The organism is Frankia sp. AgB32, assembly GCF_023243045.1.
Classification (GTDB): Bacteria; Actinomycetota; Actinomycetes; order Frankiales; family Frankiaceae; genus Frankia.
Window position 1 is genome coordinate 1 of the sequence record NZ_JALKFX010000001.1, and the last position, 23,716, is coordinate 23,716.

At 72.5% G+C, this 23,716-nt stretch carries 21 protein-coding genes; 9 read left to right on the forward strand and 12 right to left on the reverse strand.

Annotated features, from left to right (window positions below):
• Positions 1–213 precede the first annotated feature (213 nt).
• Positions 214–966, forward strand: a complete 753-nt coding sequence (locus tag MXD60_RS00005) for a class I SAM-dependent DNA methyltransferase (protein ID WP_248816574.1) — start codon at positions 214–216, stop codon at positions 964–966.
• 166 nt (positions 967–1,132) lie between these two features.
• Here the strand turns inward: MXD60_RS00005 and MXD60_RS00010 are convergent, their stop codons facing one another.
• The 3 genes from MXD60_RS00010 to MXD60_RS00020 all read right to left on the reverse strand — a co-directional run bounded on the left by MXD60_RS00010 (position 1,133) and on the right by MXD60_RS00020 (position 4,470).
• Positions 1,133–1,639, reverse strand: a complete 507-nt coding sequence (locus MXD60_RS00010; RefSeq protein ID WP_248816575.1) for a MaoC family dehydratase — start codon at positions 1,637–1,639, stop codon at positions 1,133–1,135.
• A gap of 45 nt (positions 1,640–1,684) precedes the next feature.
• Positions 1,685–2,884, reverse strand: a complete 1,200-nt coding sequence (locus MXD60_RS00015; RefSeq protein WP_248816576.1) for an acyl-CoA dehydrogenase family protein — start codon at positions 2,882–2,884, stop codon at positions 1,685–1,687.
• A gap of 464 nt (positions 2,885–3,348) precedes the next feature.
• Entirely contained in the window at positions 3,349–4,470 is a 1,122-nt protein-coding gene (locus tag MXD60_RS00020; RefSeq protein ID WP_248816577.1) for an ABC transporter substrate-binding protein, read from the reverse strand.
• A 422-nt stretch (positions 4,471–4,892) separates the two neighbouring features.
• Between MXD60_RS00020 and MXD60_RS00025 the strand changes: the two genes are divergently transcribed.
• A complete protein-coding gene (locus MXD60_RS00025; RefSeq protein ID WP_248816755.1) occupies positions 4,893–6,068 on the forward strand; it encodes an acyl-CoA dehydrogenase family protein in 1,176 nt (391 codons plus the stop codon).
• A 76-nt stretch (positions 6,069–6,144) separates the two neighbouring features.
• Here MXD60_RS00025 and MXD60_RS00030 read toward each other — a convergent pair whose 3' ends face one another.
• Both MXD60_RS00030 and MXD60_RS00035 read right to left on the reverse strand, forming a co-directional pair.
• The gene (locus MXD60_RS00030; protein WP_248816578.1) at positions 6,145–7,152 is read right to left on the reverse strand and encodes an LLM class F420-dependent oxidoreductase; all 1,008 of its coding nucleotides are present in this window, start codon (positions 7,150–7,152) and stop codon (positions 6,145–6,147) included.
• A 9-nt stretch (positions 7,153–7,161) separates the two neighbouring features.
• Entirely contained in the window at positions 7,162–8,385 is a 1,224-nt protein-coding gene (locus MXD60_RS00035; RefSeq protein WP_248816756.1) for a CaiB/BaiF CoA transferase family protein, read from the reverse strand.
• A 326-nt stretch (positions 8,386–8,711) separates the two neighbouring features.
• Between MXD60_RS00035 and MXD60_RS00040 the strand changes: the two genes are divergently transcribed.
• Positions 8,712–9,779 carry an HpcH/HpaI aldolase/citrate lyase family protein gene (locus MXD60_RS00040; RefSeq protein ID WP_248816579.1) on the forward strand — a complete coding sequence of 356 codons (1,068 nt, stop codon included), beginning with the start codon at positions 8,712–8,714 and terminating at the stop codon, positions 9,777–9,779.
• Between the two features lie 232 nt (positions 9,780–10,011).
• Positions 10,012–11,166 carry a lysylphosphatidylglycerol synthase transmembrane domain-containing protein gene (locus tag MXD60_RS00045; protein WP_248816580.1) on the forward strand — a complete coding sequence of 385 codons (1,155 nt, stop codon included), beginning with the start codon at positions 10,012–10,014 and terminating at the stop codon, positions 11,164–11,166.
• 123 nt (positions 11,167–11,289) lie between these two features.
• On the opposite strand, the gene MXD60_RS00050 is transcribed toward MXD60_RS00045, so the two are convergent.
• On the reverse strand, positions 11,290–12,627 hold the full coding sequence (locus MXD60_RS00050) for a Kelch repeat-containing protein (RefSeq protein ID WP_248816581.1): 1,338 nt from the start codon (positions 12,625–12,627) through the stop codon (positions 11,290–11,292).
• 232 nt (positions 12,628–12,859) lie between these two features.
• On the opposite strand from MXD60_RS00050, the gene MXD60_RS00055 reads away from it, so the two are divergent.
• Complete coding sequence (locus MXD60_RS00055; RefSeq protein ID WP_248816582.1) at positions 12,860–14,773, forward strand: ABC transporter ATP-binding protein; 1,914 nt, start codon at positions 12,860–12,862, stop codon at positions 14,771–14,773.
• A gap of 15 nt (positions 14,774–14,788) precedes the next feature.
• Here MXD60_RS00055 and MXD60_RS00060 read toward each other — a convergent pair whose 3' ends face one another.
• From MXD60_RS00060 to MXD60_RS00070, 3 genes are all read right to left on the reverse strand, one after another.
• Positions 14,789–15,835, reverse strand: a complete 1,047-nt coding sequence (locus tag MXD60_RS00060; protein ID WP_248816583.1) for a lysylphosphatidylglycerol synthase transmembrane domain-containing protein — start codon at positions 15,833–15,835, stop codon at positions 14,789–14,791.
• 111 nt (positions 15,836–15,946) lie between these two features.
• Positions 15,947–17,149 carry a glycosyltransferase family 4 protein gene (locus MXD60_RS00065; RefSeq protein ID WP_283097542.1) on the reverse strand — a complete coding sequence of 401 codons (1,203 nt, stop codon included), beginning with the start codon at positions 17,147–17,149 and terminating at the stop codon, positions 15,947–15,949.
• A gap of 242 nt (positions 17,150–17,391) precedes the next feature.
• Positions 17,392–17,571, reverse strand: coding sequence for a hypothetical protein (locus tag MXD60_RS00070; RefSeq protein ID WP_248816584.1), 180 nt, complete (start codon positions 17,569–17,571; stop codon positions 17,392–17,394).
• On the opposite strand from MXD60_RS00070, the gene MXD60_RS00075 reads away from it, so the two are divergent.
• Positions 17,570–18,163 carry a TIGR03086 family metal-binding protein gene (locus MXD60_RS00075; RefSeq protein WP_248816585.1) on the forward strand — a complete coding sequence of 198 codons (594 nt, stop codon included), beginning with the start codon at positions 17,570–17,572 and terminating at the stop codon, positions 18,161–18,163. The genes MXD60_RS00070 and MXD60_RS00075 overlap by 2 nt on opposite strands.
• Positions 18,164–18,224: 61 nt before the next feature.
• Here the strand turns inward: MXD60_RS00075 and MXD60_RS00080 are convergent, their stop codons facing one another.
• Positions 18,225–18,722 carry a hypothetical protein gene (locus MXD60_RS00080; protein WP_248816586.1) on the reverse strand — a complete coding sequence of 166 codons (498 nt, stop codon included), beginning with the start codon at positions 18,720–18,722 and terminating at the stop codon, positions 18,225–18,227.
• 178 nt (positions 18,723–18,900) lie between these two features.
• Between MXD60_RS00080 and MXD60_RS00085 the strand changes: the two genes are divergently transcribed.
• The gene (locus tag MXD60_RS00085; protein ID WP_248816587.1) at positions 18,901–19,107 is read left to right on the forward strand and encodes a DUF4236 domain-containing protein; all 207 of its coding nucleotides are present in this window, start codon (positions 18,901–18,903) and stop codon (positions 19,105–19,107) included.
• A gap of 106 nt (positions 19,108–19,213) precedes the next feature.
• On the opposite strand, the gene MXD60_RS00090 is transcribed toward MXD60_RS00085, so the two are convergent.
• Positions 19,214–20,332 carry a PP2C family protein-serine/threonine phosphatase gene (locus tag MXD60_RS00090; protein WP_248816588.1) on the reverse strand — a complete coding sequence of 373 codons (1,119 nt, stop codon included), beginning with the start codon at positions 20,330–20,332 and terminating at the stop codon, positions 19,214–19,216.
• 111 nt (positions 20,333–20,443) lie between these two features.
• A complete protein-coding gene (locus MXD60_RS00095; protein WP_248816589.1) occupies positions 20,444–21,991 on the reverse strand; it encodes an amidase in 1,548 nt (515 codons plus the stop codon).
• Between the two features lie 544 nt (positions 21,992–22,535).
• Here MXD60_RS00095 and MXD60_RS00100 point away from each other — a divergent pair.
• The gene (locus tag MXD60_RS00100) at positions 22,536–23,231 is read left to right on the forward strand and encodes a hypothetical protein (protein ID WP_248816590.1); all 696 of its coding nucleotides are present in this window, start codon (positions 22,536–22,538) and stop codon (positions 23,229–23,231) included.
• 127 nt (positions 23,232–23,358) lie between these two features.
• Positions 23,359–23,667 (forward strand): GlsB/YeaQ/YmgE family stress response membrane protein, encoded by a 309-nt coding sequence (locus tag MXD60_RS00105; protein ID WP_248816591.1) that lies wholly within the window; start codon positions 23,359–23,361, stop codon positions 23,665–23,667.
• The last annotated feature ends 49 nt before the right edge of the window (positions 23,668–23,716 follow it).

Below are 23,716 nucleotides of genomic sequence, written 5' to 3' on the forward strand. Positions count from 1 at the left end.
TCTTGGTGCGCCGCGGAACACTCGGATCTTGGTGCGCCGCGGAACACTCGGATCTTGGTGCGCCGCGGAACACTCGGATCTTGGTGCGCCGCGGAACACTCGGATCTTGGTGCGCCGCGGAACACTCGGATCTTGGTGCGCCGCGGAACACTCGGGGGTTGTCGGGTGATTAATGGGGTGCGGTCGTCCGGTGACTCCTATAGGAAACCTGTCATGGACAGCGGATTCCTTGGCTCCGAGGTGTATGGCGACACGATCGCTGACGTCTACGACGACTGGTTCTCCGGCTCGGACCGGCAGGTCGCGATCGACGCGGCCGCCGACTTCCTCCATGCCAGCGCCGGGGCGGGGCCGGCGCTGGAGCTTGGTATCGGGACCGGCCGGGTCGCGCTGCCACTGGCCGCGCGGGGAACGAAGGTGGCCGGTATCGATGCCTCGACACGCATGACGGCCCGCCTGCGCGAGAAACCCGGTGGATCGGACATTGACGTCAAGCTTGCCGATTTCGCCGAGATCGGTTTTCCGGCGGAGTCCTTCGGCCTGGTCTATGTCGTGTTCAACACGTTCTGTGTGCTCCCCGACCAGGACGCGCAGGTCCGCTGCTTCAGCGAGGTGGCCGACGTGCTGTGGCCCGGTGGGTCGTTCGTGATGGAGAACTTCGTCCCGGACCCCACCCGGTTCGACCGCGGGCAGCGGGTCGAGGTCGAGCGGGTTCTCGGGGACGCCACGCATCTCCACGCGGCGGTGCACGATCCGGTCGAGCAGCGGGTCCGCAGCCGGCGCCTCGTCTTCGGGTCGGACGGGGTGCGGACCTTCCCCGTCGAACTGCGCTATGCCTGGCCGAGCGAGTTGGATCTGATGGGCCGCCTCGCCGGCCTGACGCTGGCCGAGCGCTGGGCCGGCTGGACACGCGAGCCGTTCACCGGAAGCAGCCCGTCCCACGTCTCCGTCTGGCGCAAGCCGTAGCCGTAGACGTCCGCGCAGGCCGTGCCGCGGCCGGAGCGCGAGGGCGGTGCTGCGTGGGAGACGAGCTACCTGACTCCTCCACAGGGACGAATCGGGCGCGTAGCCCTGTGGAAGAGTCAGGAATCCCCGCTCCCACGCAGGAAGCGGCTGCCGGATCGCGGGCGGGTCAGGACTGGGCGGGCTCCGGGCGGCCGGGCTGTTCGCCGCCGCGGGCCTCGCCGTAGGCGCGCTTGGGGACCATCACCTTGCGGCGGTAGATGCAGACCAGGGTGCCGTCCTGGTTGTGGCCGCGGGTCTCGACGGTGACGATGCCGCGGTCGTCCTTGCTCTTCGACTCGACCTTGCCGAGCACGGTCGACTCGCCGTAGATGGTGTCGCCGTGGAAGACGGGGGCGACGTGACGCAGCGACTCGACCTCGAGGTTCGCGATCGCCTTGCCGGACACGTCCGCGACCGACATGCCGAGCAGCAGCGAGTACACGTAGTTCCCGACCACCACGTTCCGCTTGAACTGCGTGGTCTTCTCGGCGTAGTTCAGGTCGAGGTGCAGCGGGTGGTGGTTCATCGTGAGGAGACAGAAGAGATGGTCGTCGTACTCGGTGACCGTCTTGCCGGGCCAGTGCTTGTAGACGGCGCCGACCTCGAACTCCTCGTAGTAACGGCCGAACTGCATGAGTCTCCTCGATCTCGTCGTTGGGGTCGTGGGCGGAGCCGGCGGTCAGCCGCCCAGGCGGTAGTCCTTGAGCAGCGCCTTGCTGATGATGCGCTTCTGCACCTCGGAGGTGCCCTCGCCGATGAGCATGAACGGCGCCTCGCGGTAGAGGCGCTCGATCTCGTACTCCTTCGAGTAGCCGTAGCCGCCGTGGATGCGGAACGAGTCGGTGGTGACCTCGTAGCAGTACTCGCTGGCCAGGTACTTCGCCATGCCGGCCTCGACGTCGTTGCGCTGCCCGCTGTCCTTCTTGCGCGCCGCGCTGACCATCATCAGGTGGCCGGCCTCGACCTTGGTGGCCATCTCGGCGAGCTTGAAGGCAATGGCCTGGTGGTCGGCGATCTGGCGGCCGAAGGTGCGGCGCTGCTGGGCGTAGGCGATCCCGAGCTCGAAGGCGCGGATCATGATGCCGCAGGCGCGGGCGGCGACGTTGACCCGGCCAACCTCGACGCCGTCCATCATCTGGTAGAAGCCGCGGCCGGCCTTGTCCGCGCCGCCGAGGATCGCCGACGCCGGCACGCGGTGGCCGTCCAGGATCATCTCGGTGGTCTCGACGCCCTTGTAGCCGAGCTTCTCCAGCTTGCCGGGGATGCTGAGCCCGCCGTGGGTGCCGAAGCCCGGCTCCTTCTCCAGCAGGAACGTGGTCATGTTCTTGTAGACCGACTCAGCGCCCTCGTCGGTCTTGACCAGGGTGGCGACGACGCCGGAGCGGGCGCCGTTGGTCAGCCACATCTTCTGGCCGTTGATGACGTAGTCGTCGCCCTCGCGGGTGGCCCTGGTGGTGATCGCGGAGACGTCGGAGCCACAGCCGGGCTCGCTCATCGAGAACGCGCCGCGGACGTCCCCGGTCGCCATCTGCGGCAGCAGGCGGGCCTTCTGCTCGTCGCTGCCGTGCTGGAGCACGAGGTACGCGACGATGAAGTGGGTGTTGATCACGCCGGAGACGCTCATCCAGCCGCGGGCGATCTCCTCCACGACCAGGGCGTAGGTGAGCAGCGACTCGCCGAGGCCGCCGAACTCCTCGGGAATCATGATCCCGAAGAGGCCCATGTCCTTCATGTGGTTGATGATCTCTTCGGGGTACTCGTCCTTGCGTTCGAGATCACCCGCGTTCGGAAGGATCTCCTTGTCCACGAACGTGCGCACGGCCGCCAGGATGTCGGCCTGGACTTCGGTGAGCCCGTCGGTCTGCGCGATCCTGCCCATGTGTCCAGCTCCTCGTCTGGCGCGGTGGCGCCGGTCGTGCGGGTGGCCCTGCGGCCGTGGCGCGCTGCGGGGCGGCCGGGCCTACTTCGCCACGTCGGGACCGGCCCGGCGAAGCCCGGCGCGGTCCGTGGTTGACGGTAAGGGAAGCAGGGGTGTGGGTGCCTGCGTTCGGCGTCGAGGTCGCGTTTGGCACTGTGCCGGCGTGCGGCCGGGTGGCCGTGGCCGGCCGGACTGTCGCACGGCCGCACCACCTCGTCCCGCCGAGCCTGCCAACGCCAACGTTCCGCTTCGTCACGCGCCCGGAGCGGTCGCGCATCCCCAGCGCCGTAACGGGTCGTACGCGGCTTTCCGCGCGCGGCTCCGCTCAGGCAAGACGAGATAGCTAGCTTGTTAACATGATTGCGGTCTGCCGGGCAAGAAATGCCCGGCCCGGGTGACCTCGTCGGTAAAACCGATTCCGCCGGTCAGGTGTCGCACCACTCCAACCGGTCCCGGCCGCCGCCGCCGGGCACGACCTCGAAGGACTGGCCGGAGCGGGCGACGCGCAGGAAGTACCTGCACCGACTGATCGTGCCGATGTTCGTCGCCAGATCGATGGGATCGGCGAGCAGCCCGCCGGCATCGTAGTCGTGGACCTGGCGCAGCCCGGTCACGAAGGAGCTACGGGTGGGGCATGGCCCCGCGGCGGCCAGCCCGCGCAGGAACATGTCGGCCTCCGTGTAGGCCTCCCGCTGGATCGCCCCGTCGGGGTCGTTCACCTCCGGCGCGAAACTGTTCATCGTCGCCCGGTACGCGGTCTGGGCGGCGGACTGTGCTGTCGGGTTGAAGCCCAGCGCGATCGTGACGCCCGCGATCGACTGGCCGAAGTCGTGCAGCAGGCCGGCGTCGTACCCGAACAGTGAGAAGGCGGACTTGACCTCTCCTCCGTTGTTCCGGATGGCCTGCACCGCGGCGGCGAGGACGTCGGCCGCCCCCGAGGAGGCGAGGACGTCGGCCCTGGCCGCCTTCGCTATCGCGGCGATCTGGTCCGCGGAGAGGAACCCGGTGGTGTGGTCGATGGTGGAGACCACCGAGATGTTCTGCGAGGCGAGGCTCGCGCTGAGCTGGTCGCCGCCCTCGGTCGACGCCTGGTTCGCGCCCTCGCGGATCACCATCGCGCGGGTGCCGCCGCTGCGCGCGGCGAACTGCCCGAAGGCCGTCGTGGGCTGGTCCACGTAGCGGTAGCTGGCGGAGAACATGTTGCGGTGCCGCGCCCACTCCGCCTCGGTCGCCACGCCGGTCACCGGCACGTCGGCGGTGTCGAGGAACTGTGCCGAGCCCGTCGCCACGGCGGTCATCTCGATCAGGCCGAAAACGTCCTGGTGGTCGATCAGATCCCGGGCCGCGACGAGGTTGCCGGCGGCGGTCGACCCGTCGTCCTGCACCGTCAGCACAATGCGCCGACCGTTGATCCCGCCCGCGGCGTTGGCCGCCGAGATCCGGGCCTGGACGGCCGCCCGGGCCGAGGTGAATGCGGGGGCGATCGGACCGGTATTGGGAACGATCAGGCCGACCTTCACCTCGTCGGCGGTGACGCCGGGGGCCACGCCGGGACACTTTCCGGCCTCGGTCGATGAGTGATCGACCGAACACGCACAGGAGATGGTTGCGCTTAGCAGTGCCGCCATCGCCAACAGTAAATGCCGGCGAACCGGACGTATTGGCACGGTCCCTCCCCGTAAATCTACCGAAATGGGTAGGCGTAAGACGTATCACGTTGGCGGAGGACGTGGTCCCTGCTCGTGTGGCGGGGGAGATCATCCTTGGTCGGACAGTTGCCCGCCGGGCACACTCGGGTGGCGCGCGGACGCGGGGTGGCATGGCCGCCGGCATGCCGATCAGTTGCGGGTGGCCCAGTGGGCCATTACGATTTAAGAGGCATTTTGCTGTCTGTTGCGAGCCGGTTCTGTCGGGGAAGAACTCCTCGGCTGTGGCGCGCCGCGGCGGCGTCGACGCTGGCATTCTCGGAATGAATTTGGGCGGTGACGGTCGGGTGAGTAGTGAGATCGACGAGATAATCGCGTCGGTGCGCCGTTTCGTGCGGGACGAGGTTGTCCAGGCGGAGTCGGAGATCGAAGCCGGCGATGTTATTCCGGACCGGCTGCGGGTGGCCGCGGCGGATATGGGCCTTTTTGGTTTTGCGATTCCCGAGATTTACGGCGGGCTCGGGCTTTCGATGAGCGACGAGGCGCGCCTGGTGTTCGAGCTGGGCTACACCACGCCGGCCTTCCGCTCCATGTTCGGGACGAACAACGGCATCGCCGGCCATGTGCTGCTGGAAGGCGCCACCGAGGAGCAGAAGAAGGCGTACCTGCCTAAGATCGCGTCGGGCGAGTGGGTGGCCTCCTTCGCGCTGACGGAGGAGGGCGCGGGGTCGGACCCGGCGGGCCTGGCGACGACAGCGCGGCGCGACGGTGACGAATGGGTCATCAACGGCGCCAAGCGGTACATCACGAACGCGCCGAACGCGGACGTCTTCATGGTGTTTGCCCGCTCCGAGGAAGGGTCCACGGGCGGTCGCGGGATCAGCACCTTCATGGTCGAGCGGAACACTCCCGGTCTCAGCGTGGCCCCGAAGGACGCGAAGATGGGCCAGGCCGGCGCCTGGACCGCGGACGTCTACTTCGACAACATGCGGGTTCCGGCGGACACGCTCATCGGCGGCGCGGAGGGTGAGGGCCGCGGTTATGTGACCGCGATGCGCTGCCTGGCCCACGGCCGGATCCACATCGCCGCGCTGTGCGTCGGACTGTCGCAGCGGCTGGTGGACGAGTCGGTGTCGTACGCCTCGGCACGGGTCCAGGGCGGCAAGGTGATCGGTGAGCACCAGCTCATCCAGGGCCTGCTGGCGGACTCGGTGACCGACCTGTACGCGGCGCGCGCCCTGGTGAAGGAAGTGGCCGCGGCGTTCGACGACGGCAGCGACCAGCGGACCGGCCCGTCGTGCGCCAAGTACTTCGCGTCCGAGGCGGTCGGGCGGATCGCGGACCGCGCGGTGCAGATCCACGGCGGCAGCGGTTACATGCGGGGCGTGCCGGTGGAGCGGTTCTACCGGGACGCGCGACTGTTCCGCATCTACGAGGGCACGAGCCAGATCCAGCAGCTCGTGATCTCCAGGCAGGTCCTGAAGGACGCCGCCAGCTGAGACGGAGATGGCCCGCGCGGGTGCGCGGGCCATCCGTCCCGGTGCCGCCGGAGCTGCCGGCGGCACCGGGAGCAGGTCAGCGCCGGACGTGCTCGTGCAGCTCGGCCAGCAGTTCCCTGTCGAGCTCGTAGGGCGTGTAGAAGGCGGTCCGGGTGGCGTAGCTGCCGACCTTCGCGACGAGCTCGGGCCCGACCTCGGCCGGCGTGCCGACAAGGGCGAACGTTCGCAGCATGTCGTCGTCGATGAGGGTGCCGATCGCATCCCACTCGCCGAGCTTCGACAGCCGGGTCAGCTCCGGCTGCAACTCACCCCAGCCGTGCAGCTCCAGCACCGGCCGGTAGGCGGGGGTGGAGGCGTAGAAGGCGATCTGCCTGCGGGTGCCGGTCATCGCCTTCGTCAGCTCCTCCTCCGTGCGCCCGACGGCGACGAACGACGGCCCGGCGATCTCGAACCCGTCCAAAGTGGCGCCGACCTTGGCCCGGCCGCGCCGCAGCGCCGGCAGGGTCACCTCCTCGACGTACTGCCGGGTGGTGAACGGGTGCGCGAAGAACCCGTCCGCGGCCTCGCCCGCGACCTCGGTCATCGCCGTGTTCACGCCGGCGAGGTACACCGGCGGCGGGCCGTACTCGTGCGCCGTCGGGGAGAAGAACGGCGTCATCAGCGTGTGGGTGTAGAACTCGCCCTGGAAGTCGAGCCTGGACCCGTCCTGCCAGGCGGTCCAGATCGCCCTGAGGGCGAGAACGAACTCCCGCATCCGGGCGGCGGGGCTCGACCAGGTCATCGAGTACCGGCGCTCGATGTGCGGCTTGACCTGTGAGCCGAGGCCGAGGACGAACCGGCCCCTGGAGTACTTCGCCAGGTCGTACGCCGAATAGGCCATGGTCATCGGGCTGCGGGCGAACGCGATCGCGATCGACGTGCCCAGGGTGACGTGCTCGGTGTTCTGGGCGACCTGCAGCAGCTGCAGGAACGGGTCGTGGCCGAGTTCACCGACCCAGACGCCGTCGTAGCCGGCGGCCTCCAGCGCCCGGGCGCCGGCGGGCGTCGCGTCGATGTCGCTGCCCAGCGTAGAGTCGATCTTCATCGGTCCTCCTCAGACCACCTTGTCCGCGCGCAGTTCGGCGATCTGGTCCGCGGTGAACCCGATCTCGGCCAGCACCGTGTCGGTGTGCTCGCCCAGGCCTGGAACGGCGCCCATCGGCGACGACCAGCCGGTGGTGATCGGCGGCGGCAGCGGCGCGCGCCACGGCCCGGCCGGCGTGGCGACCTCCCGCCAGCGGTCGCGGGCGGCCAGGTGCGGATGGTCGATGACGTCCCGCACCCCGTTGAGGCGGGCGTTGCCGAGACCGGCGTCGTCGAGGATCTGCTGGGCCTGCTCGACGGTCACCGTCGTCGTCCAGGCGCGGATGGCCTCGTCGATGCGGGGCCGCAGCCGGACCCGGTCGTCGTTGTGGGCGAGCGTCGGGTCGTCGGCGAGGTCGTCGCGCCCCAGCACGGTGCGGGCGAGGCGCTGCCACTCGCCGTCGTTCGTCGTCCCGAGCACGACGTTGAACCCATCCGACGTCGGATAGGAGCCGTAGGGGGAGACCGCCGGGGAGCTCACGCCGTTGGGCACCTGCTCCTCGCCGGTGCCCAGGGTGATGTTCATGGTGTAGCTCATCCACTCGACGACCGTGTCGAACAGGCTCACGGAGATCGCCGCGCCGCGCCCGGTCGCGGTGCGGGCGTGGATCGCGGCGAGGACCGACATCACCGTGTACATGCCCGCGCCGATGTCGGCCAGCGGGATGCCCGGCTTGGCCTTCGCGTCGCCGTTACCGGTGATGGCGCAGGAGCCGGCCTCGGCCTGGACGAGCAGGTCGTAGGCCCGCTTGTGGGACAGCGGCCCGCCTTCGCCGTAGCCGGAGATATCGACGGCGACGACCCGGGGGAAGCGGGCGGCGAGCTGCTCGGCGGCGAACCCGTAGCGCTGTGCCGCGCCCGGGGCGAGGTTCTGCACGACCACGTCGGCGCGGGCGAACAGCCGCTCCAGGACCTGCGCGCCGCGTGGGTCGCGGAAGTTCAGGCTGACCGACTCCTTGCCCCGGTTCGCCCAGGTGAAGTGCGCCGAGAGCTCGCCGTGCACGGCCCGGTCGTAGTCCCGGGCGAAGTCGCCGCCGCGCGGGTTCTCAACCTTGATCACCCGGGCGCCGAGGTCGGCGAGGTGACGGGTCGCGATCGGGGCCGCGACCGCCTGCTCCAGCCCGACCACCACGAGGTCGCGCAGGGGGAGGAAGCCGGCGGTGGCCGGCGGGCCGTCAGTCGACAGGGACATCATCACTCCGGCGGGCGCGTCGTTCGGTGGCACGAGTCTGAAGCAGCCTGGTCACTGGAGCTGCCCGGTTACTGGGGCGCGCGCTGCCAAAGCGTCTCCCCCGCGTCGTGGCCAGCTCCGCGCCGAGCAGTAGTCGTAATCAATAAACCAGATGGGCGGGCCCGGTGCGGCGGTCCGCGCGGGCGTGAGGTCATAAATGTCACAGTCGGTAATTGCAGTGAAAGCGAGTGAATCGTCGAGCTGGTAGTGTCGCTCGCCGTCGGGCGTCGTGCTGATCACTGGTAGTCACACCCGCACTCCAGCCAGGTTGCCCACCCGGGAGACTTCAGATGCGCAGTGCCAAGGACTTCTTCGCTCCGCTCGCTGTGGGCGCGCCGGTGCCGCCGCGGGATATCCCGTGGCGGCCGTCCAGGGTGATCCATTTCTTCGATCCCAGCAACGCGAAGATGGCCGCGAAGCTGCCGACCCTCATTCCCAAGGTCGACGTGCTGCTCGGGAACCTGGAGGACGGCGTCCGGGCGGACAACAAGCTCGCGGCCCGCGAGGGCCTCATCAAGATCGTCGAGGGTGGCGCGGACTTCGGCGACACCCAGTTCTGGATCCGGGTGAACAGCATCGACTCGCCCTGGGGGCTGGACGACCTGCTCACCCTGGTGCCCGCCATCGGCGCCAAGCTTGACGTGATCATGCTGCCGAAGGTTCAGGGCGCCGAGGACATCCACTACGTCGACCGGCTGCTCGCGCAGCTGGAGGCGAAGGCGAACCTCACCCGGCCGATCCTCGTGCACGCGATCCTGGAGACCGCCCGCGGCGTCAGCAACGTCGAGGAGATCTGCGCGGCCTCCCCGCGCATGCAGGGCCTGTCGCTGGGCCCCGCCGACCTCGCCGCCGACCGGCGGATGAAGACCACCCGCGTCGGCGGCGGCCACCCCGGCTACCTGGTGCGCCAGGACCCCACCCCGGACGACCCGGCCGCCGCGCGCGCCACCTTCCAGCAGGACCCGTGGCACTACACCCTCGCCCGGATGGTCGACGCCTGCGTCGCGCACGGGATCATGCCGTACTACGGGCCGTTCGGCGACATCGCCGACACCCTTGCCTGCGAGGACCAGTTCCGCAACGCGTTCCTGCTCGGCGCGGTCGGTGCCTGGTCGCTGCACCCGGTCCAGATCGACATCGCGAAGAAGGTCTTCAGCCCCGAGGTGAAGGACGTCGCCTGGGCGAAGCGCGTCGTCGACAGCATGGGTGACGGGACCGGCGCCGTGATGGTGGACGGCACCATGCAGGACGACGCCTCGGTGAAGCAGTGCCGGGTCATCCTGGATCTGGCCCGCCGGCTCGCCGCCCGCGACGCCGACCTCGCCGGGGTCTACGACCTGCCCGGACCGTCGGCCTGAGCGGACTGACGTAATCCGCCGTAGTCGGCTGGGAACACCGGGTTCGCTCCGCGTCGGGAGGTCGCCGGGCCGGCCGGGACGGATCCGGCGAAGCGACCGGCCGGCCCGGCCCTTAGTGTGGCCCGGGAAGCGCGGATCCTCGGGCCAGCGGCGCCGTCGGTCCGCGAGACGCCGCGTGCGGGCCCGGCTCGCGGGATGCCGCCGCACCGGGCTGGGGCGGAGGATGAACCGGTTGGCGGACGACGAGCACGGCGACGAGGCCGGCCCGGCGATGAGTCCTGACCCAGCGGTCAACCCGGACCCGGTGATCGGCCCGGAGCCGGGCGACCGCCCCGCGGCGCGGGCCACCGGCCGGCGCTCGCGTCCGGGCGGTGGCCGGATGGTCCGACCCGACGTCGTTCCCGGCGGGCTGAGCTGGACGCGGGTCGCCGGCCGGGTCATCCCGCTGGTCGTCACAGCGGTGGCGCTCTACCTGCTGACCCCGCAGTTGCTGACGGTGTTCTCCGCCTTTCCCCGGCTGCGCGGGTTCCGACCGATCTGGTACCCGGCGATGGTCGCGCTGGAGGTGGCGAGCTTCGCCTGCGTCTGGCAGCTCCAACGGCTGGCCTTCGGCAACCTGAGCTGGTTCCTGTCGGTCACCTCGCAACTGGCCTCGAACAGCATCAGCCGGATCATCCCCGGTGGGATCGCGGTGGGTGGCGCGGTGCAGTTCCGGATGTTGAGCCGGGCCGGTTGCGATCCCGTGGCCGCCGGCTTCGCCCTCACCGCGGTCTCCATGGTGACGACCGGGATCGTGTTCGGCCTGCCCCTGTTCGTGCTGCCGTGGCTCATCTTCGGCCAGCCGGCGCCCGGTGGCCTGACCGCGGCGGCGACCCTCGGTGGCATGGCGTTCGCTGTGCTCGTCGTGGCCGGACTGGTGCTCGCCCGGTCGGACGGCACGGTCCGGCTGCTCGCCCGCGGCCTGGACCGGCTGCTGCGACTCGCGCGGCGACCGGTGACATCCGGGCTACCCGACCTGCTGGTCATCCGCCGCGACGAGGTGCTGCGCTCGCTGGGCCGGCGCTGGCCCGCCGCGGTCCTCGCGGCGGCCGGCAAGTGGGGACTGGACTATGGCGCCCTGCTCGCCGCGCTCGCCGGGTCCGGCCAGCATCCGCGCCCGTCGCTGGTGCTGCTCGCCTACGTCGCGGCGAGTGTCCTCTCGATGATCCCCATCACGCCCGGCGGCCTCGGGTTCGTCGAGGCCGGCCTGACCGGCACCCTCGCGCTGGCCGGGGTGCCCGCCGCGGCGGCGGCGCTGTCGACCCTGGTCTACCGGCTGGTGTCCTTCTGGCTGCCGCTCGCGGCCGGCGCGCCGGCGTGGATCGCGTACCGGGTCCGCTACCGCTGACCGGCCAGGCCGGTGGGGGTGGCCGGCGCGTTCCCGCGTCGACCACCCCCGACCAGCACCTTTCACCTCTGCCCTTCTGCCCTACCTCGGCCGGCCCGTCGGTTGCCGCCCGGGCCGGGCCGGTCAGTCGCCCAGCGCGGCGACCGTGTCGAGCGGGTGGCCGTCCGAGGACGTGCCGCCCAGCACGTAGACCCGGCCGTCGCCACCGGTGGTGGCGGTGCCGCCGGCCCGGCTGGACGCGTCCCCGGTGGAACCGGCCGTCCACTGGTCGTCGTCCGGCGTGTAGACCTGCACGGCGTCGGTGACGTCACCGTTGGAGTCCCGTCCGCCGACGATGTACACCCGACCGTCCGGGCCGGTCGCACCGGCCGCACGGGTCACCCCGGTGGGCAGGTCGGCCACCTGGTCCCAGGAGCCGCTGCCGCCGCCCGTGCCGGGCGTGTAGGTGTAGACCGCGGACGACGCGGTCGAGCGCGGGCCGCCACCCGTCGCGGAACCGCCGGCGGCGAGGATGCGTCCGTCGGGCAGCGTGGTGAGCACCGGCGCGAAGATGCTGGCCGGCGGCGCGTCCGCGGTTGACCAGCTGCTCGAGTCAGGTGCGTAGATGGCCAGGGTGTCGCCGCCAAGGACGTAGATCCGCCCGTCGGCCCCGCGGGTCGCCCGCGGGTCGCCCATCGGCTCCGGCAGGGGCGTCCCGGCCGACCAGGAGTCGGTGGACGGGGTGTAGATCTCCACGGTGTCGGTCGGACCGCTCGCGTCGCGTCCGCCGATCGCGTAGATCCGGCCGTCGGCGCCGGTCGCCGCGGCCAGACCGGACCGGGGCGTCGGCAGGTCGGCCGCGTCCGTCCAGCCGTTCTTCACCGGACCGAGGACGCTCACGTTGCCCAGCGGCGTGCCGCCGGCCGTGCTCAGCGTGGCGCCCGCCGTCGGAGACCCGGTGGCGCTCGCGGTCGGGCTCGCCGTGGCCGACGAGCTCGGCGAGCCGCTGGCCGTCGGCTGCTCGGACGGCGCGACGCCAGCGCCGGGCGTGGCGGACGCCGACGGGGTCGCGGCGCCGGCGGGCCGCCCGCCGATCGCGTAGATCCGGCCGTCGCACCCGGTCGTCGACGCGAGATCGACGCGAGGCGACGACAGCGCCGGGATGTCCTGCCACGTGCTCAGCGGCCCGGCGACCTGCGGGTACCGCGGGCAGCCGCCGCCCGGCACGCCGGCGGGCCCGCCGCTGGCACTCTCGCTCGGGCTGGTGCTCTCGCTCGGGCTGGTGTTCCCGCTCGGGCTGGTGTCGCTGCCGGGACTGGCGTCGCCACTCGTCGCGGTCGCGGCGCTGGGCGTCACGGCCGTGGGTGGCGTGGCGCCGGACGACAGGCCGAGCAGGCCGGGCGAGGCGAGTGCGGCCGTCATGGTGGTGGTCAGGACGAACGCGCGTGCGGCGCAACGTCGGGATGTGCGGGACCAGCTCATGGGTTCCCCCCTTCGGGCCCGCTCGGCGGACCCGGCAGCCGGGTGGGTCACGTGATTCGCCAGGCGCGAGGGCCGGGGCGGCTGGCAGCCGGCATCTCTGGCCAGCCGCGTCCGAACACGATGTCACGCACCGTACATGCGCGGAGAGTGTTCCCAGGAATCCCCAAGGTAACCTTCGGCGGGCCGTGGAGGGCGCGAAAGGATCACCGAGGTCGGGGCATAGCCTGCCCGCGTGACGAGTCAGGCATCGGATGATCTGTCGAGGGTGACCCGGCTGCACGCGCGGGTGCTCGCCCGGCTCACCGGTGCCGCCGAGGCCCGCCGCAGCGAACGCTTCTTCGCCGACCAGGGGCGGGTCGTCGCGGTCCTGGTCGGGCTGTCGGTCATCGGCTCGGCGGCCGTCGCGGCTGGGCCGTTCGTGCTGCGGCACCTGATCGACGTCTCGCTGCCCACCGGTCGGGTGCGCGATCTGGTGGTTCCCGTGCTGCTGCTCGGGGCGCTGCTGGTGTTCGAGTCCGCGGTGCTGTCACTGCGGATGGCGCTGATCGCCCGGCTCGGCGGGGTCGTCTCCGTCCGGATCAGGCAGGCCGTCAACGCCCACCTCCAGCGGCTGCCGTTCGCGTTCTTCCCGCGCAGCCAGCAGGGCGAGGTCATGACGGTGATGACCAACGACGTGATGGCCGCCCAGAACGCGATCTCCGCGACGGTGCAGGCGGTGATCTGCCGGTTGGCGGACATCGTCGTCGGCACGGTCGTCGTGTTCGTCCTGGACTGGCGGCTGAGCATCGCGGTCCTGGTGTTCGCGCCGGCGACACTGGCGATGATCCGGTCGGGGCGGCGCCGGCTGGCCGCCCTCTCGGCGCGCCAGCGGGAGCTCGACGGGGTGGTCATGGCCCGCCTGGCCGACACCTCGTCGGTGTCCGGCGCGCTGCACGTCCGGTTGTTCGACCGGGTCGACCACGAGCGGGAACGGTTCGACGTCGCTGGCGCCGAGCTGCTGGCCGCCGCCCGGGAGCAGGCCCGCCTCACCTCCCGGGTGCGGTTCCTGATCAACCTCGGTGTGGTGGCGACGATGACCGCGGTGGTGGCCCTCGGCGCGTGGCTGGTCTCGTCCGGACGGACCTCGCTCGGCACGGTCGCCGCGCTCGGCGGGGCGCTGCTGGTGTCGTTCGGGCCGCTGTCCTCGGCCGTGGACCTGCGGGCCGAGCTGGCCGGCGCGGGGGCCGCCTTCCGCCGGATCTTCGCCCTGCTCGACGTGCCGGAGGACGAGATCCGGGCCCGGTTCGACCCGCCCGCGCTCGCGAACCCCCGGGAGCCGGCCGGGCCGTCGGCGGGTCAGGACGCGCCGGCCGGCGCGGCGGTCGACCTGACCCTGGAGGACGTCTGGTTCGCCTACGAGCAGGCGGCACCCGACGCGGGACCGGCCGGCGGGGGGCGTGGCCGCGGGTCCGGCGCGGACGACGACGAGAGTTGGGATCTGCGCGGGGTCACGCTGCGCGTCGCGGCGGGGACGACGACGGCCGTGGTCGGTCCCAGCGGCGCCGGCAAGACGACCATCGCCTACCTGGCCAGTGGCGTGCACCGGCCGCAGCGGGGCCGCGTCCTGCTCGACGGTGTCCCGCTCGACGACATCCCGCCGGCCCGTCTGCATGCCGCCGTCGGCGTGGTCCCGCAGGATCCGCACCTGTTCCACGACACGATCGCCGCGAACCTGCGTTACGGGCGCCTCGATGCCACCGACGACGAGCTGCTCGCCGCCCTCGACGCCGCCCACCTCTCCGACCTGCTGGAACGGCTACCTGAGGGGCTGGCGACGCGGGTCGGCGCCCGGGGCTACCGGCTCTCCGGTGGGGAGCGCCAACGGCTGGCGATCGCCCGGGTGCTGTTGCAGTCGCCGCGGGTGCTCGTCCTCGACGAGGCGACCTCCGCGCTGGACACCGTCTCCGAGGCCGCCGTGCGCGCCGCGCTGGACCGGCTCGCCGTCGGCCGCACCTGCCTGGTGATCGCGCACCGGCTGTCGACGGTGATCGACGCCGACCGCATCTACGTGCTCGACCACGGCCGGGTCGTCGAGGACGGCACCCATCACGACCTGCTCGCCGACGACGGCGCGTACGCCCGGCTCTACCGGCCGACAACCGTCTGAGGGCGGCCCAGACGGTCAGAGGTAGCCGCGGCGGACCATCACGGCCAGGACGCACGCCGAGGGGGCCATCGGCAGCCACACGGTGACCAGCCGGTAGCCCAGCACCGCCGCCAGAGCGATCGCCGGTGACTGTCCGGCGGCGATGATCGCCGCGGTCAGGGCCGCGTCGAGGGAGCCGAAGCCACCCGGCGACGGCACCAGCGCCGAGGCGGCGCTCGCCGCGTAGTACAGCGTGAACACCGCGCCGACCCCGAGCGGCAGATGCAGTGCGTGCACGATCGCCCACAACGTGGCGGCGTGCAGCATCGGGATCGCGGCGGAGCCGCCCCACAGCAGCGCCGCCCGGCCGGGCGAACGCAACGTGGTGCGCATCGAGCGGACCTGACCGGCGATCCCGGCCCACCCGCGGGCCGACCACCGCCGGGCGGCCGGTACCAGCCGGCCGAGCAGCACCGCCGTCAGCACCACCGCCGCCACCACGGCCATGGCGGCCGCCACCGCGCCGGCGCCGGGCAGCCGGGAGGACTCCACCGGCAGGAACCCGCCGGCCAGCAGCACGGCCAGCACGGCGACGTGGGTCGTCATCCCGGCAGTCGCGTCCAGCCCGACCGCCGTCAGCGACTCGGGCAGCGAAAAGCCGTTGCGGTGCAGGAAACGCAGCTTCACCGCGCCCACGCCGAAGCCGGCGGGCAGGACGTGGTTCGCCACGCTGCCCGCCACCTGGGCCGCCAGCAGCGGCCGGACCGGCAGCGCCCGGGAGACGGCGCCCTGTTGGCAGGCCGCGCCGGCGAACCAGGTGAGCTGCGCGACGACGGCCGCCCCCACCAGCCACACCGGATGCGCGCCGGCCAGCGCCTCGACGCCGCCGCGGACCGTCGACCAGGACCGCACGAGCCACAGCGCCGCCAGCACCGGCGCGGCAACCGCCAGCACCGGGCGGACCAGCCTCAGTCGTCCGCGCGCCGACCGGGCCGCCGCGACGGTGGCGACGTCCGCGGGGGCGGGGAGCGCGGCGGCGACCGAGACATCGCCCGAGGGGACCCGCGGTGGCTGGGGCCTCATTGTTCTCCTGTCCTCGCGGCGCGCTCATCCGAGGCGCACCGCACCGTTCGCCCCCACCAGGCCGGGTCCGGCCCGTCCGGTCTGGTTACGCCGGGACCGTGACGGAGTCCCTCAGCGGCCCGGGCCCGCATCGACCCGGTCCGCCACGAACTGCTCGGTGACATCGCCGGTCCCGTCGCCGCCGTCATCGGCCGGATCCCGCGTGAGCAGGTCGGCGAGACGTCCGCTCAGGCCGTCCCAGCTCCACGCGGATCGCATCCATTCGCGTCCGGCCAGGCCCATCCGGGCGGCCCGGTCGCGGTCGTCGAGGAGTTCGACGACCGCGCGGGTCACCGCGTCAGTATCCCGCCCGTCGACGACCGTGCCGGTCCGGCCAGGCAGGACGACGTCCGGCGCGCCGCCCTGGGCGCCGGTGATGACCGGCAGGCCACTCGCCGCCCCCTCCAGCGAGGACAGGCCGAGTCCTTCCAGGTCCAGGCCGAGCCAGCGGGTCCGGGAGGGCATGGCGAACACGTCGGCGGCGTCGAGGTAGGCGGGCAGTTCCGCGTCGGGCACCGCGCCGGCGAAGCACACCTCGTCGGTGACGCCGCGGCGCGCGGCGAGCCGGCGCAGCCGGTCCTCGGCGGGGCCCTTCCCGACGAGGAGCAGACGGGCGTCGGGATGGCGCCGACGCACCTCGGGCCAGCCGCGGATCAGCTGGTCCTGGCCCTTGCGGGGGACCAGCCGGGCCACACAGATCACGATCGGGCGGTCGGACCAGCCCAGCGACCGGCGGATGTCCTCGCCGCCCGTCCGCGGCCGGAAGCGGTGCACGTCCACGCCGCCGGTGAGCCGGGCGAGGGTGGTGCCGGCGGGGGCGACCGCGGCCAGCCGGCGCCGGGTGAAGGCGGTCAGGTAGGTGAGCACGTCGGCCCGCGCGGCGACACCGCGCACGAGCGACCAGCCCACCGGCAGCCGCGACCAGGCGACCTCGTGACCGTGGCTGGATGCCACCACCCGGCGCACGCCGGCGTCCCGCAGCGTCGGCGCGAGCAGGCCGTAGGGCGCCGCGGTCGGGAACCAGGCGGCCTCGCAGCCCTCGTCCCGCACAAGGTCGCGCAGCAGCCGGCGGGACCGGGGCGAGGTCAGCACCCGCTCGCCGGCGCGGACCACCGGGAACGGCAACGTCCGGTCGAACGCCTCCGCCCCGGGCGCCGCCGGCGCGACGACGATCACCCGGTCGGGTGGCAGCCCGGCGGTCAGGTGGCAGGCGAACGTCTGAATGCCGCCGAGCACCGGCGGGAACTTGTCCGCGACCACCAGCGTGCGCGGCAGGCGCACGGGCGGCCGGCCGGATCCGGGCGAGCCCGACTGCGCCGGCACGCCGAACGCGGGCGTGGCCCGCGGTGGGGGGAGGCAGGCGTCGGGCCGCGCCACTGGCGGCAACGGTGGGCGGCGACCATCCATGAGGGGAGATGATGGCAGGCGGCCCATGTGTACCGGATGAGTGTCGCGACCGAGGATGTGACGGGCGTGCGGATCCGGCGTTCCCACCGGGAATCTCCCGTCGATTGTCACTACAGGTAGCCGACCCTGGCCGCGTCGGCGCCGCGGCGCCGGGTGACGCGGGGGCCGGTGGGTTGGACCGGCGGGCCGGACGGGTAGTTCCAGACACGTCCACGCGCCGTGGAGGGGGGCACCATCATGGGCGGCACGCTGACGGTCACCGAGCGTCGCAGCTGGCTGGATTGGGCCATGGACGTGTTCGACACCCAGGTTCGGGCTGTGCCGCCAGGGGCCTGGCAGGCCCCGACCCCGTGCCGTGGCTGGGACGTCCGGGCGCTGGTGAACCATCTCACGGTCGAGCATCTCTGGGTGCCGCCGCTGCTGGCCGGCCTCACCCGCGAGGACATCGGCACCCGCTACGACGGCGACCAGCTCGGTGACGACCCGGTCGCCCGGTGGACGGCGACGGCCCGGCGGTCCCGAAACGCCTGGAACCAGCCGGATGCCTGGGCGGGCAGCCCCGTGCTGTCCTTCGGCCCCACGCCCGCGGACGAGTACGCCTTCCAGCTCACCGCCGATCTGCTCATCCACGGCTGGGACCTGGCCCGGGCGATCGACGCCGCGGGCCGGCTGCCCGGCGACACCACGTCCGCGCGGACCGTGGGCAACAACCGGGAGCTGGTCCGCTGGGTCCATGAGGCCCTCGCCGCCCAGATCGACGCGTGGCGGGTCGTCGGCGTTTTCGCCGAGCCGGTGAGGGTTCCCGCCGGGGCCGACGAATGGGCCACGCTCATCGCGCTGACCGGCCGGGCGCCCGACTGGTCGCCACCCCCGCGGCACTGAGGTCGCGGGCCGCGCGGCCGCCGGGGCCGGGTCCGGTCCGCCACCTGTGCGGCAGAGCGGATCAGCACAGGGTGAAGATGGGGATGGGCAGGCCCGCCGTGTCGGCGGCCGTGTTCGGCGTCGCCGAGCAGGAGTGCACCGGAGCGGGTGTCGTCGGCCCGGGAGTCGACGCGGGGTGCTTGACCGCCCCGGCCGGCTCCTGCGGGGTGGCCGCGGCGGCGGTCCGCGCGGGCGCTGGCGCGGTCACCGGGGTCACGTCGGGGCCGGCGGCAAGGCGGCCGATCGCGCTGGCCGCGGCCGAGCCACCGCTCGGAGCCGCGTTCGTCCGGTGGCTGGCGACCGCGACCAGGCCGCCGACCGCGAAGGCGCAGACGGCACTGAGCACAATGACCAGGACGACAAGCAGGCGCATCGTGGACCGGTCCGGTGAACCGGCCGGGGGCTGGGCCGAATACGCGGCGGGAACAGCGAGCAGTGAATGCGGTGCGACGTCGCGGTCCGCGCCCGGTCGACCGGAGACGCGCCGCCCGCGGCTGGGTGTGGCTACGTCGGTCCGCATGGGCAGACCGTAGCGGAACGAGGGTGTGCACGCCGGGCAGCGGCACGCGGGTCAGCGATGTCGGATAACGACGGACGACCGGTTGATTGTGCCGTGATGTGTAAGAAGCGGAATTCGGGCGACAACAGACGTGTCGCCGATGCCCTCCGTGTCGGCCTCTTATGGAGGTGCGCACGTCATGGGCCTGCGATATACGCGTCGACCGCATTACGGACCGTTCTACGTCAACGTCAGCGAGAACGGGGTGTCCTCGGTCACGCTGAGGATGGGGCGGGTTTCCTGGCGGCTCTGGTCGCGTCACAAGCGCGGCGGGCTGTCCAGCGTCGACCTGCCCGGCCCGTTCTCCTACCGGCGAGACGGACACAGCCGGCGCGCCAAGGCATGAGCCTGCCAAGGCCCGGACCCTCCGAGGCACGTACCTCCTGGGCCGTGGCGGGACGCGGGCCGTTCGCCCTGGTCCGCGCGGACTGCCCCGGAACGGCGGGTTGCCGTCAGCCCAGGGCGACCCGCGCGGCCGGTGCCGTGTTCGAGGGGACCGCGACCGGCAGCCGTTCCGCGAGCAGAACCGCGAGGTCGTCGTGCAGGTCCCCGCCGGCGTGGTCGCTGAGGGCGGCCGTGAGCCGGTCGAGCGCCTCCTGCTGCCCGCCGCCGCGCAGCAGGTCGAGGCGGTCGTCGAGCGGGAAGAACGAACCATGGCGATCGCGGGCCTCGATGAGGCCGTCGGTGAACAGCAGCAGCCGGTCCCCGACGTCCCAGTGGTCGGTGGTGGTGGTGAACCGCTCGGCCAGCCCGAACGGCGGGCTCGGTGCGCGCAGCTCCAGCGTCCGCGCGCCGTCGAGGGAGACCAGCCGCGGCGGATGGTGCCCGGCGGAGCACATCCCGATGCGCCCGTCGGGATGGATGTCCAGGACGAGGGCGGTGACGAAGTCCTCGGGGCCCGCCTCGCGACTGACCGCTCGCGCGCACGCCGACGCGACCTGTTCCGGGTCGAGCCAGGTGACCGCCGCCTCCCGGAAGGCCCCGAGCACCACGGAGGCGAGTCGCACGGCCGGCAGCCCCTTGCCGCGGACATCTCCGATGATCACGCGGATGCTCTGTGCGGTGTTCACGACCTCGTAGAGGTCGCCGCCGACCGAGGCCTCCTGGGCGGCGGACAGGTAGCGGGCGGCGAAGCCGGCTCCGTCCAGCCGGCTCGGCACGTCCGGCAGCAGCGCGCGCTGCGCCACCTCGGCGACGGCCTGGACCCGGTGCAGCTTGGACCGCTGCCGCTCCCGGTAGACGCAGATGTAGACGGCGATCGCCGACTGGATGAGCACCAGGATGACGGCCGCGACGTGCGACGCCTCGCCGAACCGGTGATCCCAGAAGCCGGAGAGGATCGCGACGACGACCGTCACCGCGCCGATCGTCGCGGTGGTCAGCGGCGGACAGGCCGCGGCCAGGATCAACGGGCCGAGCCCGAAGTAGCCGGTGAGCGCGACGCACGGCGCGAGGTCCAGGACAAGGACGATGAGGAGGACGGCCGCACCGGCAATGATCAGCCGGAGACTGTCCGGCCCGCGCCCGGCCGGCACCGGGGTCGCGGCGGGTTTCGTCCGGGCGGTGAGCATGTGTCATTGTCCCGGCCTTGTCAGGCGTTCGCCCAGGTACCCGGCCAAGTCGTCCGGAAGGTGACGGCGATCTGACTGAATGGTCAGGTTTCGACTGCCCCGCGGTGACCCTTACCCGGCCGCGGTGAGCCGCTGGCCAGGCCGGCGCAGATGCCAGCGTTCGACCTGTTCGAGCTGCGCGGCCAGCGAGATCAGCCGCGTCTCGCTGCCTGCCGGCCCCAGGAGCTGCGCCCCGACCGGAAGCCCGGCGGCGGTGAGCCCGGCGGGGACGTTGACGGCCGGCCAGCCCAGCACGTTCCACGGCCAGGCGAACGGGCAGGCGGCGACGATCGCCTGGTCGGTTGCCCAGTTGGTCTCCCGGTTGAGCTCCCCGATCCGCGGCGGCGGGGTCGCCGTGGTCGGCGCGAGCACGACGTCCACCCGCCGGAAGATCCGGCCGATGTTGAGCCGGGCGAGCGGCTCGGCCGCGCGGGCCAGCGGGACGAACGGACGCAGCAGCCGGCCGGTGCGGGCGTTGGCCACCGTCCGTGGATCCAGCAGTGCCGGGTCCGGCACCCGCCCGGCCCAGTCGCGGATCGCGTCCATCGACCGGGGCAGGAAGATCGTGCCCAGCAGGCCGTACGGCGGCTCGACCGGCACGATGTCGTGCCCGAGGCCGGTGAGGACCTCGGCGATCCGCTCCACCGCGGAGCGCACCGCCGGGTCGAGGCTCGCGGGCATGCCGCTGTACGGGCGATGCAGGGACAGTCCGATCCGCAGCCGCGCCGGGGCGTGCCCGGCCGCGGACAGGAACGGTTCCGACGGCGGGGGGGTCCGGTCCCGGTCGACCGCCAGGCTGCCGGACAGCACGTCGAGCAGCAGGGCGCCGTCCGCGACCGTCCTGGTCAGGGGTCCGTAGACGGTCAGGCCGTTGAACTGTTCGCGGACGGGCGCGCTGGAGATCCGCCCGCGCTGGGGCTTGATGCCGACCAGGTGTGTCCAGGCAGCCGGGATGCGCACGGATCCGGCGCCGTCGGAACCGATGGCGGCGGGTACCAGCCCCGCGGCGACGGCGGCGGCGGCGCCCCCGGAGGATCCGCCGGGGGAGTGGTCGAGGTCCCACGGGTTGCGGGTCACGCCGAACGCCGGCCCCTCGGTGAACGGCCACTGACCGAACTCCGGGGTGTTCGTCTTCCCGACGATGATCGCTCCGGCGGCGCGCAGGCGGCGCACCATCTCGCTGTCCCGGGTTGCCGGCGGGAACTCGCCCATGGCGCCGAACGCCGTCGGCAGGCCGGCGAGGTCGGTGTCGTCCTTGATCGCGATCGGCACGCCGAGCAGCGGGCGATCCCGGCGGGCCGCGTCGAGGGCCGTGCGCTGCCCGGGGCCGCGCGCCGGATCCGCCGCGGCGGCGAGCGCGGCGTCGGCGGCTTCGGCCTCTTCCAGCGCCTCGCGGGTACGGACCCGCCGGAAGGCGTTGACGGTCGACCTGGTGGCCTCGATGCGACCGAGCGCGGCCTCGACGAGTTCCCGCGACGTCAGCTCGCCACGGGCGAGCCGGCCCGCGAGCGTCGCCACCCCTTCGAGCGGCTCCTCCCCACGCCACCCGGCCAGGGCGCCGGCGGCGCCCGGCGGGCCTGCCTCCGGCGGCTGGGCTTCGGGTATCCGGGCTTCCGACATCCGCCACCCCCTGACGCATCGGCCCTGCTGACGGCACGGTAACCGACAACGGGCCAGCTCCGTTGGGCCTTGCGCGATAGTTCCCGCTGTCTGTCGTTGCTGGCACTTTGTCCGAGATGTGAGCGCGCCGATCCCGGGCGGGACGGAGCAGTCGGGGTGTTCTGCACCGTATATACCAATTTGTATACCGATGGGGACGGGGGCGCGCCGGGAGTCGGGTAATCCACATCCCCGAACATCGTGTTATCAACAATGATGGCGGGGTACCGGCGTCCCGAGGAACAGGACGTGAACTCCTCGCGTCGGTCGCCGCCCGGCGCGCCGGCGGTCGTTTCCACTCGCCCGGGCGCACATCGCGGTCGCGTCACCGGCATCCCGGCGAGCCGGACCCAGGCGGGCCGGGCCCAGCGGGGGACGTCCGCGGCCGACAGCGCCGCACGCAGGCGACCGACGGCCGGCAGCCGAGCTCGGGTGGTACCAGGCAGACCAGGCAGACCAGGCAGACCAGGCAGACCAGGCAGTACCAGGAGAGAGGAAGCAGACCATGTCAGCGGACCCGAACCCGGAAACCCCGGCACCATCGCTGGTCCCGCCGCCCGACGGCTCGCGGCCCAGCGCCACCGAGCCCGCCACGGCGGAATCCCCCGTCGAGGCCGATGACCCGTGGGTCGCCGACACCCCGCCGACCGGCACCTCCTCCCCGGAGCCGTCGGGGCTGTCCGGAGCCGAGACGTTCACGCCCGTGCCGGCGACCATCGCGGCTCCGGCGCCCGGCGAGGCCCGGGCCGCCGAGTCCGCCGACTCGGCCGACTCGGCCGACGACGTCGGTGCCCGGGAGCGGGTCACGGCCGGCGCCGCCGAGGTGCGCCAGCGGGTCAGCGGCGCCGCGCAGACCGTCGCGCCGCACGTCATCACGGCAACGGAGCGCACCCGGACCGCGGCGGGCAAGGTGGCCGGCACAGTGCGGGACAAGGCCGCCGAGAACCCACGGGTGATCGCCGCCGCCGTGAAGACCGTGGAGACGCGGGACAAGGCGCTGACCGCCGCGCTCACCCGGCTGGCCGAACATCCGCAGGCGGCCGCAACCGCTGAGAAGACGTTCGCCACCAGCGGCAAGGCCGTGCGTTCCGCTCGTCAGCAGGCTCGGCGCAACCCGCGGGCCACCGGTGGCGCGGTGGCGGGCCTCGTCCTGTTGCTGCTGGTCCGCCGCAGTCGCCGGCGCCGACGCAGCGCCGACTGAACCCAGGCCGACCTCTCCCGCCACGCCCGACTTCGCCGTCCACATCCGAAAGAACGTGCATAGGGGTGTTTATCGCCTGTCCTCTCGGGGAGGAAGAAGTCAACCACCTCGGCAGGGAGAATAAAAAATGGTCACGTTCGTTGTCGTCATGATTCTGCTTGGTCTGGTCGCCGGCGCCGTCGCTCGCGTGGTGCTGCCCGGCCCCGATCCGATCGGCATTCTTGGCACGATTGTTGTCGGCGTCATCGGTTCTTTCGTCGGTGGCTTCCTGGGCTACGTTCTGTTCGGTAAGGACCTCGGCGAGGGCGCCCTGCAGCCGTCCGGCATCATCGGCTCCATCATCGGCGCCATCCTGGTGCTCCTGGTCTGGCGGAACGTCGGCGGTCGCAGCACCGCTCGCTCGCACACCCGCAGCCGTCGCTACGCCCGGCGGTAATCACCGGACCACACGTCGGTCACGGCGACACCCATAGGTGATCTCCGGG